Annotated in this window: 12 protein-coding genes and 2 pseudogenes; 9 read left to right on the forward strand and 5 right to left on the reverse strand. The window is 61.1% G+C overall.

The annotated features are described in order from the left end of the window. The first annotated feature begins 188 nt into the window (after positions 1-188). The 3 genes from BVER_RS33540 to BVER_RS33545 are packed head-to-tail and all read left to right on the forward strand — an operon-like array spanning position 189 to position 1156. Positions 189-359: an oxidoreductase C-terminal domain-containing protein gene (locus BVER_RS33540; RefSeq protein ID WP_232316450.1), complete on the forward strand. Its 171-nt coding sequence runs from the start codon at positions 189-191 to the stop codon at positions 357-359. A 14-nt stretch (positions 360-373) separates the two neighbouring features. Further along, the gene (locus BVER_RS08405) at positions 374-907 is read left to right on the forward strand and encodes an oxidoreductase (protein ID WP_232316446.1); all 534 of its coding nucleotides are present in this window, start codon (positions 374-376) and stop codon (positions 905-907) included. A gap of 36 nt (positions 908-943) precedes the next feature. Next, positions 944-1156: a hypothetical protein gene (locus tag BVER_RS33545; protein WP_232316447.1), complete on the forward strand. Its 213-nt coding sequence runs from the start codon at positions 944-946 to the stop codon at positions 1154-1156. Positions 1157-1193: 37 nt separating this feature from the next. Here BVER_RS33545 and BVER_RS08410 read toward each other — a convergent pair. Next, positions 1194-3139 (reverse strand): annotated as a pseudogene (locus BVER_RS08410) (methyl-accepting chemotaxis protein). A gap of 82 nt (positions 3140-3221) precedes the next feature. Beyond that, entirely contained in the window at positions 3222-4127 is a 906-nt protein-coding gene (locus BVER_RS08415; protein ID WP_232316448.1) for a DMT family transporter, read from the reverse strand. 425 nt (positions 4128-4552) lie between these two features. Here BVER_RS08415 and BVER_RS08420 point away from each other — a divergent pair, with 425 nt between their 5' ends. Then, on the forward strand, positions 4553-5845 hold the full coding sequence (locus BVER_RS08420) for an MFS transporter (protein WP_050452905.1): 1293 nt from the start codon (positions 4553-4555) through the stop codon (positions 5843-5845). A gap of 43 nt (positions 5846-5888) precedes the next feature. Here BVER_RS08420 and BVER_RS08425 read toward each other — a convergent pair whose 3' ends face one another. Further along, complete coding sequence (locus BVER_RS08425) at positions 5889-6893, reverse strand: LacI family DNA-binding transcriptional regulator (protein ID WP_050452906.1); 1005 nt, start codon at positions 6891-6893, stop codon at positions 5889-5891. A gap of 227 nt (positions 6894-7120) precedes the next feature. Here BVER_RS08425 and BVER_RS08430 point away from each other — a divergent pair, with 227 nt between their 5' ends. The 3 genes and pseudogenes from BVER_RS08430 to BVER_RS08440 all read left to right on the forward strand — a co-directional run bounded on the left by BVER_RS08430 (position 7121) and on the right by BVER_RS08440 (position 10382). After that, the gene (locus BVER_RS08430; RefSeq protein ID WP_050452907.1) at positions 7121-7951 is read left to right on the forward strand and encodes an NAD-dependent epimerase/dehydratase family protein; all 831 of its coding nucleotides are present in this window, start codon (positions 7121-7123) and stop codon (positions 7949-7951) included. A gap of 309 nt (positions 7952-8260) precedes the next feature. After that, positions 8261-9585: pseudogene (locus BVER_RS08435) on the forward strand (MFS transporter). Positions 9586-9776: 191 nt separating this feature from the next. After that, on the forward strand, positions 9777-10382 hold the full coding sequence (locus BVER_RS08440) for a glycosyltransferase family 2 protein (RefSeq protein ID WP_198155200.1): 606 nt from the start codon (positions 9777-9779) through the stop codon (positions 10380-10382). Positions 10383-10390: 8 nt separating this feature from the next. Here the strand turns inward: BVER_RS08440 and BVER_RS08445 are convergent, their stop codons facing one another. Both BVER_RS08445 and BVER_RS08450 read right to left on the reverse strand, forming a co-directional pair. Further along, positions 10391-10945 (reverse strand): LysR substrate-binding domain-containing protein, encoded by a 555-nt coding sequence (locus BVER_RS08445; protein WP_050452909.1) that lies wholly within the window; start codon positions 10943-10945, stop codon positions 10391-10393. A gap of 6 nt (positions 10946-10951) precedes the next feature. Continuing rightward, entirely contained in the window at positions 10952-11296 is a 345-nt protein-coding gene (locus BVER_RS08450) for a LysR family transcriptional regulator (protein WP_083452093.1), read from the reverse strand. Between the two features lie 140 nt (positions 11297-11436). Here BVER_RS08450 and BVER_RS08455 point away from each other — a divergent pair, with 140 nt between their 5' ends. Both BVER_RS08455 and poxB read left to right on the forward strand, forming a co-directional pair. After that, complete coding sequence (locus BVER_RS08455) at positions 11437-12546, forward strand: Ldh family oxidoreductase (protein ID WP_050452911.1); 1110 nt, start codon at positions 11437-11439, stop codon at positions 12544-12546. A gap of 73 nt (positions 12547-12619) precedes the next feature. Next, positions 12620-14341 (forward strand): ubiquinone-dependent pyruvate dehydrogenase, encoded by a 1722-nt coding sequence (gene poxB / locus BVER_RS08460; RefSeq protein ID WP_050452912.1) that lies wholly within the window; start codon positions 12620-12622, stop codon positions 14339-14341.

A 14341-nucleotide genomic window follows, 5' to 3' on the forward strand; every position in this document is an offset into this window, starting at 1 on the left:
CGAAGTTCCAAACTCCCAGGAAACCATTCAGATCAATATTGCTTCTGGGAGTTCTGGGAAACACGATCTTCCGGCGGCCCCTTGCCACCCTTGACTTCGACTAATTCTGAAGGGCCGACTACATACGATCATCAATTGCAGGTTGCCGGCGAACCCTCGCTAGGCGCGCACTCGGCGACGCCGGTTCGATCGACTTCTATTTCGATGCGCATGATGCGTTGGTCGGCGCTAGCGGATTCGGCCTCGCGAGCGGCATCGCTAAAGACATGAAGCTGGCGCGCATGCTGATCGAGCGTGGCGCTTCGCCCGATGCGGATCAGCTTGCCGATCCGACCACCAAACTCAAGTCGCTGCTTTGAACAAGGACGAGAACATGGCACAGTTCGACGGCAAGGTCGCCGTGATTACAGGCGCTGCGCAAGGACTCGGCGCGGCCGTGGCTGCGCTGATGGCCGAGCGCGGCGCGAAAGGTATCGTCATTTGCGCGCGATCGAAAGAGAAGGGCGAAGCGAAGGCGCGTGAGTTGAGCGAAATGAGCGGCGCGCAAGTGCGTTTCGTGGCGGCGGATTTGTCGCGCGTCGAAGATTGCCGGGCCGTGATCGCTGCCGCCGATGCGCAATTCGGCCGCGTCGATATTCTGGTCAACGCGGCAGCGACCACCGATCGCGGTACGCTACTCGATACGGATCCCGAACTATTCGATCGAATGTTCGCGACCAATGTTCGCGCGCCGTTCTTTCTCATGCAGGAAACGGTTCGCATCATGAAGCGCGAAGGGATCAAAGGCGCCATCGTCAATATCTGCTCGATGTCGGCGCTCGCGGGGCAGCCGTTTATTGCGGCGTATTGTGCATCGAAAGGCGCGCTCGCGACGCTGACGCAGAACACCGCTTATGGACTTTTGTGAAATCGCATTCGCGTCAACGGGCTGAATCTGGGCTGGATGGCGAGCGACGGCGAAGACCGCATTCAACGCGAATATCACGGCGCAAGCGCGGAATGGCTATCGGAAGCGGCCGCCGCGCAGCCCTTCGGCCGCTTGATCGATCCGAAGGAAGCCGCGCGCGCGTGCAGTAGCGTTTCTGGCGAGCGACGAGTCGGGTCTGATGACCGGCTCGATGGTCAACTACGATCAGTCGGTCTGGGGCGCTTATGACGATGCGCCTCATCCCGCCAAGCCTTTATAAAAGGCCTCAAACGCGGAAGATCGACACCGCGCGTTCGAGTCGCTCGGCCTGATCGCGCAGTTCGACCGTCGATTGTTCCGCTTCACCTACAAGCGCCGCGTTCTGCTGCGTCGCTTCGCCGATCAGCATGACGGTGGTATTGAGCTGCTCGATGCCGCTCGCCTGTTCGCGCGACGCAACGCCGATCTCGTCGACGATGGCATTCACGCGCGCCACGCGCTCGACGATACCGCTCATCGTGCTGCTCGCCTCTTCGGCGATGCGATAACCATGCGAGACCTTTTCCGCCGACTCGGCAATCAGGCTCTCGATTTCCTTCACCGCGCCCGCGCTGCGTTGCGCCAGCACGCGCACTTCCGATGCGACCACCGCGAAGCCCTTGCCGTGCTCGCCCGCGCGCGCGGCTTCGACCGCCGCATTGAGCGCGAGAATGTTGGTCTGCAATGCGATGGCTTCGATGGTCGCGGTGATGTCGGCGATACGGCGCGCCGACGCGTCGATCTCGCTCATCTTCGCCACGACGCGTCCGACCGCGTCGCCGCCCGCGCGCGCCGCATCGGATGCGGAGGCCACGAGCGTGCCCGCCTGCGCCGTGTTGGCCGCGTTCTGCTGCACGGTCGATGTGATTTCTTCCATGCTCGCAGCGGTTTCCTCGAGGCTCGCGGCCTGCGTGGCGATGCGCGATGCGATATCCGTGCTGCCCGACGCGATGCGCGCCGTGCCGTCGTTCATATCCGCCGATGCGCTGCGCACTTGCGCCACGATCTGCGCGAGACCGCGCGCGACGCCGTCGATGGCGCGCATCAGGCGGCCGATATCATCTTCGCGCGCGGTATCCATGCGTACCGTCAGATCGCCTGCCGCGATGCGTTCCGATGCTCGCGTGGCTTCATCGAGCGGTGCGCCGACGAGCTTCTTCACCGCATACATCAGCACGGCGATGAGCGCGATCACGACGACCAATCCGAGCAACAGAAAGCGCAGGCGGCTCGCATGCACATCGGCCAACAACTCGTCACGATAGGCGATGCCGCCGACCATCCAGTTTCATTGCGGCACCGTCATATAGACGATTTCCTTGTCGCCGCCGTGCACGCGTTTGTCCGCGCCGGGAATATCCGCGCCTTCGAACGCGAGACGGCCTTCGTGCGCTTCGAGCATCTGCCGGAACGGCGCGACGCGTTCGTCCGCGATCTGCCCGACGTTGTCAGGATGCACCAGCAACTTGCCGCGATTCGAGCCATTCGATGCATCGACGACGAAATGATAACCGCTTGCGCCGATGGCGAGCTTGTCGATATCGTCCTGCAGCGCGGCGATTTCCGCGCTCACGTCGACGCCCACGAACAGCGCGCCGATCACGCGGCCCGATGCATCGGTCACCGGTTTGTATTCGGTGATGTACTGCTTGCCGAACAGGGCCGCGATGCCGATATACGGCTTGCCCGCGAGCACCGGTCCATACGCGGGGCCTTTGCGATCGAGCAGCGTACCGATCGCGCGCGTGCCGTCCTGCTTCTTGAGCGATGTCGTGACGCGCACGAAGTCGTCGCCATTGCGCGCGAAGATCGTCGCGATGGCGCGGCTTTCCGCGAGGAAGGCATCGGGAATCGTGAAGTCGCCGTTGAGCGGCTTGTCGCCGGCGCTAAGCGTCGGTGTCGCGACGCCGCCGATATCGACGGTATGCGCGGCATCGAGCGTGAAGGTCGACGGCAGACGATGCGCGAACATCGTCATGAAGCGTTCGACTTCCGCGCTCACGGCAGTGTCGTAGAGGCCGATCATCGTGCCGATCGCGCGGTTCTCGCTCTCGACGCGTGCGCGTCGACCTGGTCGCCCGCCGAATGGGTGACGGCGATCGTGAAACTGGCGACGACGATGGCGGAAAGCGCGCAAGCCAGCGCGGCGAATTTGGTCCCGACGCTTAAGCGGGCCAGACGTTGACGAAGCATGGAAAGGTGCGATTGCTTTAAGGGTTCAACTGCCCCTTATCGGCATATTGCGCCTGCATCTTTAGGCTTTATCCAAGCTTTCTTAAGGCCGCGTGTAAATATTTCCGCCAGATTTTAGTTTTATGCCTGACGTTTTTGACGCATCGCGATGGCGACACCCGAAAGCGTCAACGGCTTCGCGCATGCCGAGCGGTTCGCCCAGCGACAGCGCCGCCGCGACGATGCCCATGATCGGCACGAGCAGCATGCCGATCGACGCGATATCGGCAGGCAGCCGCCTGAGCGTCGCGAACCAGGCGAGATAGCAGACGGCCATCGGCACGAGGCTCATGTAGATCAGCACGGCCCAGCCGTCCGCGTGAAGCGCCGAAAAACTCGGATGCTCGATAAACCAGCCGAGCAGCACCATCGGCATGCAGCCGATGCCGACCTGCCAGGCGACCAGCGAGATCGGCGGAATCGGCATCGGCGTGTGCGTGATGACGGTGCCGAGCGCGAAGAGCACCGCAGCGCTCAACGCGAAGGCGATGCCGGCGAACTTGTCCGAGTCGAAATCGAATCCGTGCGCGGACAGCAGCACGACGACGCCGGCCAGGCCCAGCGCGAGCGCGCCGAAGCCCGCCGTGGAAGGCTTGCGCTTCGCGATGGGCCACGCGAGCAGCATCGACCAGATCGGCATGGTGTAGACGAGCAGCGCGCCTTCGCTGACGGAGAGCCATTTCATCGACAGCGTGGAAAAGCCCATCCACGCGAAAACGTTGGTGGCGGATGCGAGCAGCAGACGTGGCATCCATTCGCGCGGGACGCGGATATTTTCACCGACGCTTGTTGCGATGACGCCCAGCAGGATGGCCGCCGCAACGCCCGCGACGCCGCGCGAAAAGAGCGGCGGCCATTCGCGCAACAGGATTTTCATGGCCGGCCAATTCAGCGCCCAGCCGATGGCGGTGACCAGCAGGAGAAGGAACCCCGTCAGGCGAGCAGGCATGAATGGTGGTGAGGGTTGTCGTTGCAGGGCCTCGATGATACAGGCAGGCGGCGTTTCGTCCCTTGGGCAATCTGCATGCTGCATAAAGAATGCAAAACGTCGGCCCGGCGGATCGAATTCAAAACGCAAAATGCCATGTCGGGCGAGGTAACGCGCCAAGGAAACAAAGTTAAAAAACGATTAACTATTTAACTTTTCGTCTCGGCTGCGTCAGAACCTTGTCAGTAAAAGGGTTTGAGGCGACTTAGGGCAAACACGGGATACCTATTTCAGAGCTGTCTCGATATTCTTCATAAAACGTTTTCCAAAAAGTGGGCCCCCGCGCGACTGCCGAATCGCCGCGCAAGAGGTCGGCGGCGCTCGTCGCCGAACATGCAATAGCAGACGCGGCTCGACGAGCGCTGCCGCGTCCCGGAGACATATCCATGAACACAGCCGTAGCCAGCGTTGCACGCGCGGCCAGCAAATATCGCTGGACCGTCTGCGCGCTGCTCTTCTTCGCGACCGTCATCAACTATATGGACCGGCAGATTCTCGGTCTGCTTGCGCCGATGCTTCAGCACGATATCGGCTGGACGCAGGTGCAATACGGCCGCATCGTGATCGCGTTCTCCGCTTTCTATGCGGTCGGCCTGTTGTGCTTCGGGCGGATCGTCGACTGGCTCGGCACGCGCGTGTCCTACGCACTCGCGATGTTTATCTGGAGCATCGCCGCGATGCTGCACGCGGCGGTCGGTTCGGTGATGGGCTTCGCCGCGGTGCGCGCCTTGCTCGGTATCGGCGAAGGCGGCAACTTCCCGGCGGCCATCAAGACCACGGCGGAGTGGTTCCCCCGCCGCGAACGGGCGCTGGCGACCGGCATTTTCAACTCGGGCGCGAACATCGGCGCGGTGTTCGCACCGGCGCTGATTCCGGCGCTCGCGGTGGCGTTCGGCTGGCGTTCCGCGTTCGTGATGGTTGGCGCGATCGGTCTCGTGTGGCTCGCCGTGTGGTTCGTGATGTATCGCGAGCCGGACGGCAGCGCGATCGAAGACGACATCGCCAACGAAGGCGACGAAGCCAAGGCCGCCGACGCCGCCAACGCAAAGGCGGGTGCGCCGGGCTTCAAGGTGCTGATTAAGAAGCGCGAGACGTGGGCCTTCATCGTCGGCAAGTTCCTGACCGATCCGGTGTGGTGGTTCTATCTGTTCTGGCTGCCGAAGTGGCTGAACGAATCGCGCGGTATGGACATGCAGCATATCGGCTTGCCGCTCGTCGTGATCTACGCGATCACCACGGTGGGCAGTATCGGCGGCGGCTGGATTTCATCGGCGTTGTTGCTGCGCGCGGGCTGGACCGTGAATGCGGCGCGCAAGACCGCGATGCTGATTTGCGCGTGCGCCGTATTGCCGATCGCGTTCGTGTCGCAAGCGGAGAATCTGTGGGTGGCGGTGGCGATCGTCGGCCTTGCCGCGGCGGCGCATCAGGGCTGGTCCGCGAATCTCTTCACGACGGCATCCGATCTGTTCCCGCGTCGTGCGGTGGGCGCGGTGGTCGGTATCGGCGGCATGGCCGGTTCGATCGGCGGTGTTCTGTTCTCCGAAGTAATCGGTCAGGTGCTGCAACGCACGGGCCATTACTGGGTGCTGTTCGCGATCGGCGCATCGGCGTATCTGATTGCCTTCGCGATCATGCATATCCTCACGCCGAAGATGACGCCGGCTAAACTCGGCGCGTGAATGAACGCGCGCCGCCTGTCATGGTCGACAAGCAGGCGGCGCGTTACGCGTGAGCGGGCACCGTGCAAGTCGTCGTCGATTCGCGCACGATCAGGCGTGGTTCGAACATGAAGTTGACCGGGTCCGCGTGACCGGCGAGCGCATCGATGAGCTTCTGCATGGCGAGTTCGCCCATCTTTTCGCTCTGGATATCGACGGTCGTGAGACCGGGCGCGGCATAGGCGCCGTAGGGCACGTTGTCGATGCCGGTCACCGACACGTCCTGCGGCACGCGAATGCCGAGCGATGCGGCTTCTTTCATGAAGCCCAACGCGATCAGGTCGTTGTAGCAGATCACTGCTTGCGGACGTTTCGGACCGAGCATCACGCGCGAACAGGCGTGTTCTCCGGCGATCGACGTAGGCGCATGGGCTTCGTACACATCGAGTTCGAGACCCCCTTCGGCAAGACAATCGCGCGCGCCGCGAATGCGTTCATCGTTGATGCGCGCATGTTCGAAACCGAGATACGCAATGCGCCGATGCCCGAGGTCGAGCAAGTGGCGCGCAAGCATGTACGTGGCAAGCCGGCTGTTGATGCCGACGCTCGGAATGGGCATTTCCGCATTGCGCAGCAGCACGACGGGCTTGTCGAGATCGAGCATCCACTGCGCCTGTTCATCGGGCAGGCGCGAGCTGACGAGCAGACCGTCGACGCGTTGCGCAAGGGCTTCGATCAGCGGACGTTCGCGTGCCTGGTTTTCGTCGATGTCGACGAGCAGCAGCGTGTAGTCGTGCCTCAGCGCAATGCGGTTCGCGCCTTTCACGACATTCGTGAAGTGCGGATTGCTGATGTCGAGTATGGTCAGGCCGATGGTACGCGTGCGGCCGGTGATCATCGAGCGCGCGAGCGGATTGGAGCGGTAGCCGAGCGTTTCGATGGCGGCTTTTAGCCGGGCTTCGACGGGCGCGCTGAAACGCTGGGCGCCGTTGATGTACTTCGACACGGTCGCGACCGACACGCCCGCTGCGGCCGCGACGTCACGAATGGTCGGGGAAATTTTTTTCATGCGGAGGGTAACGTTTTCTCGACGATTTTCCAAGCTTAGCGGATTGTCGCAGAAAAGCGGGAAACAAAGCGCGTCGATGTGAATTTTGCATGCAGCATGCATTCAATCGAAAGCCGAGCTTGGCAACATTCGCGGCGTGACGCGTGCGCGTCGAAAACGTTTTCTTCTATTTAGCTTTCAATGCGCTTCGGGCGCGTTCTGAATCAACGGTATCGAGAGGAGTTTCGATGAATCAGTCAAACGCAGCGGGTAAACCATTCAAGCGCCTGCTTCTGACCGGCGCGGCCGGCAATCTGGGACGTCAACTGCGCGGCGCGCTCGCGCAATGGGCCGATGTCGTGCGTCTTACCGACATCGCGCCGCTCGATGATGAGGCCGCGCACGAAGAAGTCGGCGCCGCCGATCTCGCGGATCGCGACGCGGTGATGCGTCTCGTCGACGGCGTGGATGCGATCGTCCATCTGGGCGGCATCTCCATCGACGCGCCCTTCGACGATCTGATCGAAGCGAATATTCGCGGCACCTATAACATCTACGAAGCGGCGCGTCGCTTCGGCGTGAAGCGCGTCGTGTTCGCCAGCTCGAATCACGCGATCGGTTTTCATCCGGTGACGGAAGTGCTCGATGCGGATGCGCAGCAGCGTCCGGACAGCCTTTACGGCGTAACGAAGTGCTTCGGCGAATCGCTGTCGCGCTATTACTTCGATCGCTTCGGTATCGAAACGGTGTGCCTGCGCATCGGCTCGTCGTTCGAGGAACCGAAGAATCCGCGCATGCTCGTCACGTACTTGAGCTATCGCGATTTCATCGAGCTCGTGCGCTGCTCGCTGTTCAACAATCGCGTCGGTCATACGGTGGTGTACGGCGCATCGAACAATCCGGTGAAGTGGTGGGACAACTCGAAGGCGGGCTTCCTCGGTTTCAATCCGCAAGACAGTTCGAGCCAGTTCGACGGCCTGTTTCCGACGCGTGCGCCCACCGACGATCGCGACGATCCCGCACAGCAGTTTCAAGGCGGACAGTTCGTCGTCGGCGAACCGATGGAACGCAAAAGCTGATTCTTTAGGATCAAGGTTTATCCGCATGCATCGATGATCATGATGACCGGAATGTTACCGGTCTCATAAACGATGAAATCACGCGCGATTCATCGGGAATCGCGCGTAAATTTCACAGAGTGTGGGATGTTGCGCACGCGCTGCACCATGCCCGGGCGTCGAGCGCCTAAAGCAGACGCGTAAGCAAACGCGCGAGCCTGCAAAAAGCAGGCTAAACACCACTTCTGTAGTCCCTCCGTAAAGAGTAGGCTCCGCTGGGTAGTCATATCGTCAAACGATCTGTCGACTTCGTACCCGGAGGAGACATAGATGGACCTAGAAGCTCGCACCATGAAGCGCGTGATGGTTCGCCTCGTGCCGTTCCTGATCCTGTGCATTTCATTGCCTATCTCGACCGCGTCAACGTCGGCTTTGCGGCGTTGCAGATGAACAAGGCGCTCGGTTTTAGCGCGAGCATGTTCGGCTTCGGCGCGGGGATTTTCTTTATCGCGTATTTCTTTTTCGAAGTCCCATCCAATCTGCTGCTGGAGCGTTTCGGCGCGCGCCGCTGGATCGCGCGGATCATGTTCACGTGGGGCATTCTCGCGGTGGCGATGGCATTTATTCCGCACATCGCCAAAGCGACGGGATTGTCGAATGCATACGTGTTTTACGGCTTGCGCATTTTGCTGGGCATCGCGGAAGCGGGCTTCTTTCCGGGCATCATCTTCTTGCTGACGCTGTGGTTTCCCGCGAAATATCGCGGGCGCGTGGTCGGTTATTTTATGGCGGCGATTCCGCTTTCGACGGTGATCGGCGGTCCCATTTCCGGCGCGCTGCTGCAGATGGATGGTTTGCACGGCATGGAAGGCTTGCAGTGGCTTTATCTGATCGAAGCGTTGCCCGCGTTGCTGCTCGCCTTCGTCGTATTCTTCTATCTGACCGACCGTCCTTCGGATGCACATTGGCTCGCCGATGACGAACGCAAGTGGCTGGTGGATCGGCAAGCGCATGAGCGCGCGCATCGTGAAGCCAAGCATTCGTTCAGCGTCAAGGAGGCGTTGTTCAATCCGCGAGTGCTCGCCATCGCGCTGATCTATTTCGGCGCGAATGCGACCAACTACGGACTGAGCTTCTTCCTGCCGCAGATCGTGAAAGCCTTCGGTCTCACGAACCTGCAGACCGGTTTCGTGACGTCGTTGCCGTATGCGGTCGGTGTCGTGAGCATGATCTTGTGGGGACGCCATTCGGACCGCAAACTCGAACGTCGCTGGCATGTGGCGATCGCGCTGATGGTGGTGGCGGGCGGCATTGCGGCATCGGCCGGGCTCGATAATCCGGTGCTCAAGATGCTGGCGCTGTCGATCGCGGGCTTCGATATCTTCGGCTGCCTGCCGGTGATCTGGACGCTGCCGGCATCGTTCCTGTCGGGCGCGGCGGCGATCAATTCGCTCGGCAACCTCGCGGGCTTCTTCGGACCGTATGCGATGGGCTGGATCAAGGACAGCACGGGCGGCTTCGGCATGGGTCTGCTTTGTCTTGGCGCGGGCATGGTCGGGGGCGCGGCGGTTTTGCTGCTGCATCACGACAAGTCGCTGGAGACAATATCGGGCGCGCACGAAATGGACGACGGGGAGCCGCAGCCCGCGCGGTGATTGTTCGACGAGAATTTTGGCATTACGCATGCAAAATGCCGCGTCCGATGGTTGGACGCGGCATTTGTTTGTGGCGCGGAAAGGCGCGGCAGACCGTTGCCGGGCAATTAAATGTTACGTGAATGCGCGTTGCGGCCTACCGGAATCAGGTCGATACTACCGCCGCCGACATATTGCATAACGAATTAAAAATGAGCGCCATCGACATCGTGTGTGTCACGTACAGGCATGAGCCAAAGCTCGAGACTTTCCTTAACGCCATGCTGTCGCAAACGTCCTTGCAGTTTCGCTTGACGATCATTCACGATGGCCCCGATGCTGAGTTCGATGAGGTCGCGAAGCGCTATGCGACTCACCATCCAGCACTCATGCGTTTTCTCAGCACGAACGAGCGCCACAACGATTACGGTCACACCTTGCGCGATGTCGGTATCGGCCTGGCGGAACACGAGTGGCTTCTGCTGACGAACGGCGATAACTATTACTGCCCGGTCTTCGTCGACTCGATGCTCAGTGCGGCGGCACAAGGAAACGCCGAGTTCATTCTGTGCGACATGCTGCACAGTCACGACAAACCGGGCGGCAGACCTCAGGGACGATATCGTTATTTCGACACCGCGCCGAGCCGTTACTCCATCGATATGGGGTGTTTCATGGTGAAGACGCACATCGCAAAGCGTGTCGGCTTTCGCGACAAAACGCACGACGGCGATGCGACGTATGTCGGAGATCTCATCGCGACGGGCGAGGTGAAGAACGTCCAAAAAGTCGCGGCTGCGTTACTGGTTCACAACTAAGCCAGCCACTAGGCCAACCACAGCGGATCCCGCAACGCTTCGCGCACGCAGTCCGCCGCTGCGGCGCACGCGGGGTTATTGCCATGCGTGCGCCATGCGAGCAGAAGATCGGCGGAAACGTCTTCGAGACCCGCAAGCGGAATGAACGCCACATCGGGAAATTTGACGCGCGAGGCCGACTGCGGCACCAACGCCACGCCTAAGCCCACGCCGACGAGCGCGATGATCGAATGGGTCTGCGTCACATGCTGCGTTTCGGCGACGGTCACGCCTATCGCGTGCAGCACACCCGTGATCAGACCGTGAAAGTACACGCCTTCGACGGGCGGATAGGTAATGAAGCTCTCGCCCGCCAATTCCTGCACGACGATGCTCTCGCGCGTCGCTAGCCGATGCGCGAGCGGCACGACCGCGCATAGCGGTTCGCGAAACACCTTCAACGACGCGACGCCCGGATGCGCGATCGGCGAGCTCGACAAACCCATGTCGATCTGCTCCTCGCGCAACGCCTGCAATTGCTGCGGCGACGTCATTTCGCGCAAGGTGAGCGACACTTCGGGCATTTCCCGTCATAACAGCGCGACGAAGCGCGGTAGGAACACATAGCTCGACGCCACGGTGAAGGCGATGGTGAGCGACCCCGTGTCGCCCGCCGCGATGCGCTGTGCGTCGAGCACGGCGCTGCCGGTCTGCGCGAGGATTCGCCGCGCGGATTGCGCGAATGCGCCGCCGGCTGGCGTTAGCCGGATCGCCCGCGCGCTTCGGTCGAACAGTTGCGCGCCGACGGCATGCTCCAGCGCCTGAATCTGCCGGGTAAGCGGCGGCTGCGTCATGTTCAGTCGCTCGGCCGCGCGCCGGTAGTTCATCTCATCGACGACGGCGAGAAAACAGCGAAGTTGGGCAAGTGTGACCATTGATGCAGAAAAGGTATCGTCCGATGCAGTCGTAAGCCTATCGGGTATCAATCGAAGGCGCTAGGCTTATCTCTCAGCGCGGCATGCTAAACGCAAAATGCGATCAGCCGCAATTCCTTCGCTCGCCCCAAATCTCTTCCATGACTTCAACCACCATCCACCGTCCGCGCGAACTCCTCGCATCGCTGGCCGCCCGCCTGTTCGGTGCAGCGGGCATGGACGAAGACAAAGCATCCTGCGTCGCCGACTTGCTCGTCCTCACCGACATGATGGGCCGCTCGACGCACGGCCTTGCGCAGTGCGGCGCGTATCTCGACGAATTGAACAAGGGCGGCATGCGCGCGACCGGCTCGCCCGAGACGATCCGCGACACCGGCGCGACACTCGTGTGGGACTGCGACTATCTGCCGGGACTCTGGCTCATGCAGCGTGCTTTGTCGCTCGGTTTCGATCGTGTGCGCGAGAATGGCGTATTCACATTTTCGATGCGACGCAGCCATCACATCGGCTGCTTGGCCGCGCTCGCGAAGCAAGCCACCGATCGCGGCCTTTACGCGATGATCGCGTCGTCCGGTCCTCATACGAAAGCGGTCGCGCCGTATGGCGGCAAGCAAGGACTCTTTAGCCCGAATCCGTTTGCGTTTGGTTTTCCGACCTCGCATTTTCCGGTACTGGTCGACACCTGCGCGTCATTGACGACCGTCTCGATGACGCGCCAGAAAGCGGCGGCGGGCGAATCATTCGAACATGCATGGCTGCTCGATTCGCAGGGCCGTCCGACGCGCGATCCGCGCATGCTCGAAGGCGATGACGAGCGCGGCACGCTGATGCTGTTAGGCGGCGAGGAATCGGGTCATAAAGGCTTCGGTCTTGCGCTGATGGTCGAAGCACTTACGCAGGGACTCACAGGCTTCGGCCGTCGCGATGCACCGACACGCTGGGGCGCGAACGTCTATCTGCAATTGATCGATCAGGCGGCCTTCGCGGGCAGTGAGGCATCGATTGCGCAAATGGATTTTCTCGCGCAGCAATGCCACGCCAATGCGCCGATCGATCCGGCCGCGCCCGTGCGATTGCCGGGCGAACAGGCATCGCGCAACATCGAGCGGCATCTGCGAGAAGGCGTAAGACTGTCGGGCAATTGCGGTCGTGGGGCGAGCGCCTTGGCGTGGATGTGGCCGAACTCGCTTAGCGATGCTTGCCTTTGGCCTGGTCGACCTGACGAATCGCCTGCGCGGCATCGTCGCTGACGACATCGAGAGTGCGTCGTACACTGCTCGCTGCAATTTATCGAGCATGTCTCTCTTTGGTCGAGGAACCGTCATGGCAAAAAAGACGATCGCGGATTATCTGGCGAAAACGCTCGCTATCGCAGGCATCGAGCGTATCTGGGGTGTTACGGGCGACAGTCTGAACGGCCTCGCGTTCAGCTTGAAAGAACAAGGTTCGATCAAATGGATGCACACGCGTCACGAGGAAGCGGCTGCATTTGCGGCCGGTGCGGACGCGGCATCGACGGGCAAGCTCGCGATATGCGCGGGCAGTTGCGGTCCGGGCAATCTGCATCTGATCAACGGGCTTTATGATTGCCATCGTAATCAACAGCCCGTGCTTGCGATTGCCGCGCATATTCCTTCGACCGAAATCGGTCTGGGCTACTTTCAGGAGACGCATCCTCAAGAGCTGTTCAAGGAGTGCAGTCACTATGTCGAGCTCGTCACCAACGCTTCGCAATTTCCGCGTGTGCTGGAACGTGCGATGCGCGCTGCAATCGAAAAGCGCGGCGTTGCGGTAATCGTCTTGCCGGGCGATGTCGCGCTGGCGGAAGGGCCGGGCGTCGAGCCTACGTTCACCGAAGTGGAGCCGATCACCATCACGCCGCCGGATGCATCGCTGGAGAAACTCGCGAACATTTTGAACGGTTGCGAAGCGGTTACCATTATGTGCGGCAGTGGCGTGGCCGGCGCGCACGACGTAGTGGTGTCGCTTGCGGATACGCTTGGCGCGCCTATCGTGCATGCGTTGCGCGGCAAGCAGTTTATCGAGTACGACAATCCATTCGATGTCGGCATGACGGGACTGATCGGCTTTAGCTCCGGCTATCACGCGATGATGTCCTGCGATACCTTGCTTCTGCTCGGCTGCGATTTTCCGTATCGCCCGTTTTATCCGCCGCATGCGAAGGTCGTGCAGATCGATTGGCGCGGCGAGCAACTCGGCAAACGCGCACCGCTTGCAATGGGTCTGGTCGGTACGGTCAAGGAAACCGTGACGGCGCTCTTGCCCAAACTCAAGCGCAAGGACGATCGGCGCTTTCTCGACAACGCATTGCGCCACTATGCAAACGCGCGCAAGGATCTCGATCATCTCGCCGGTCCGTCCGCGTCGGGACGTGCGATTCATCCGCAATATCTGGCGCGCCTTATCGATCGACTCGCCGATGAAGACGCCATCATCACCGCCGATGTCGGTACGCCGACAGTATGGGCCGCGCGTTATCTGACGATGAACGGCAAGCGTCAGTTGCACGGCTCCTTCAATCACGGCTCGATGGCTAACGCCATGCCGCAAGCTTTAGGCGCGCAGGGCGCTCATGCTAAGCGTCAAGTGATTTCGATGTCGGGCGATGGCGGCCTTGCCATGTTGCTCGGCGATCTGTTGACGACCCGACAACACGATTTGCCGATCAAGGTCGTGGTGTTCAATAACAGCCTGCTCGGTTTCGTGTCGATGGAGTTGAAGGCCGCGGGCTACGTGGACACCAATGTCGATCTGAGCAAGACCGACTTCGCGCAGATCGCCAAAGGCGCGGGAATATGGTCGGTGCGCGTGGAGGAATCGGAAGCCCTGGAAGGCGCATTGCGCGAAGCCTTTGCGCACCCCGGGCCCGCCCTCGTCGATGTCGTGACCGACAAGCACGAATTGTCGATGCCGCCCAATATCGAGTTTTCGCAAGCTAAAGGCTTTAGCCTTTATATGCTGCGCGCGATCTTGAGCGGCAAGGGCGATGAAATCGTCGAGTTGGCGAGGACGAACTTGCGTTAA

Origin of the sequence: Candidatus Burkholderia verschuerenii (assembly GCF_001189365.1) — a bacterium.
Taxonomy (GTDB): Bacteria; Pseudomonadota; Gammaproteobacteria; order Burkholderiales; family Burkholderiaceae; genus Caballeronia; species Caballeronia verschuerenii.

Excerpts from the sequence above, each read along its gene's own strand:
- BVER_RS08405 (WP_232316446.1), top strand. The coding sequence starts at position 374 with ATGGCACAGTTCGACGGCAAGGTCGCCGTGATTACAGGCGCTGCGCAA.
- BVER_RS33545 (WP_232316447.1), top strand. The coding sequence starts at position 944 with ATGGCGAGCGACGGCGAAGACCGCATTCAACGCGAATATCACGGCGCA.
- BVER_RS08415 (WP_232316448.1), bottom strand. The coding sequence starts at position 4,127 with ATGCCTGCTCGCCTGACGGGGTTCCTTCTCCTGCTGGTCACCGCCATC.
- BVER_RS08420 (WP_050452905.1), top strand. The coding sequence starts at position 4,553 with ATGAACACAGCCGTAGCCAGCGTTGCACGCGCGGCCAGCAAATATCGC.
- BVER_RS08425 (WP_050452906.1), bottom strand. The coding sequence starts at position 6,893 with ATGAAAAAAATTTCCCCGACCATTCGTGACGTCGCGGCCGCAGCGGGC.
- BVER_RS08430 (WP_050452907.1), top strand. The coding sequence starts at position 7,121 with ATGAATCAGTCAAACGCAGCGGGTAAACCATTCAAGCGCCTGCTTCTG.
- BVER_RS08440 (WP_198155200.1), top strand. The coding sequence starts at position 9,777 with ATGAGCGCCATCGACATCGTGTGTGTCACGTACAGGCATGAGCCAAAG.
- BVER_RS08445 (WP_050452909.1), bottom strand. The coding sequence starts at position 10,945 with ATGCCCGAAGTGTCGCTCACCTTGCGCGAAATGACGTCGCCGCAGCAA.
- BVER_RS08450 (WP_083452093.1), bottom strand. The coding sequence starts at position 11,296 with ATGGTCACACTTGCCCAACTTCGCTGTTTTCTCGCCGTCGTCGATGAG.
- BVER_RS08455 (WP_050452911.1), top strand. The coding sequence starts at position 11,437 with ATGACTTCAACCACCATCCACCGTCCGCGCGAACTCCTCGCATCGCTG.
- poxB (WP_050452912.1), top strand. The coding sequence starts at position 12,620 with ATGGCAAAAAAGACGATCGCGGATTATCTGGCGAAAACGCTCGCTATC.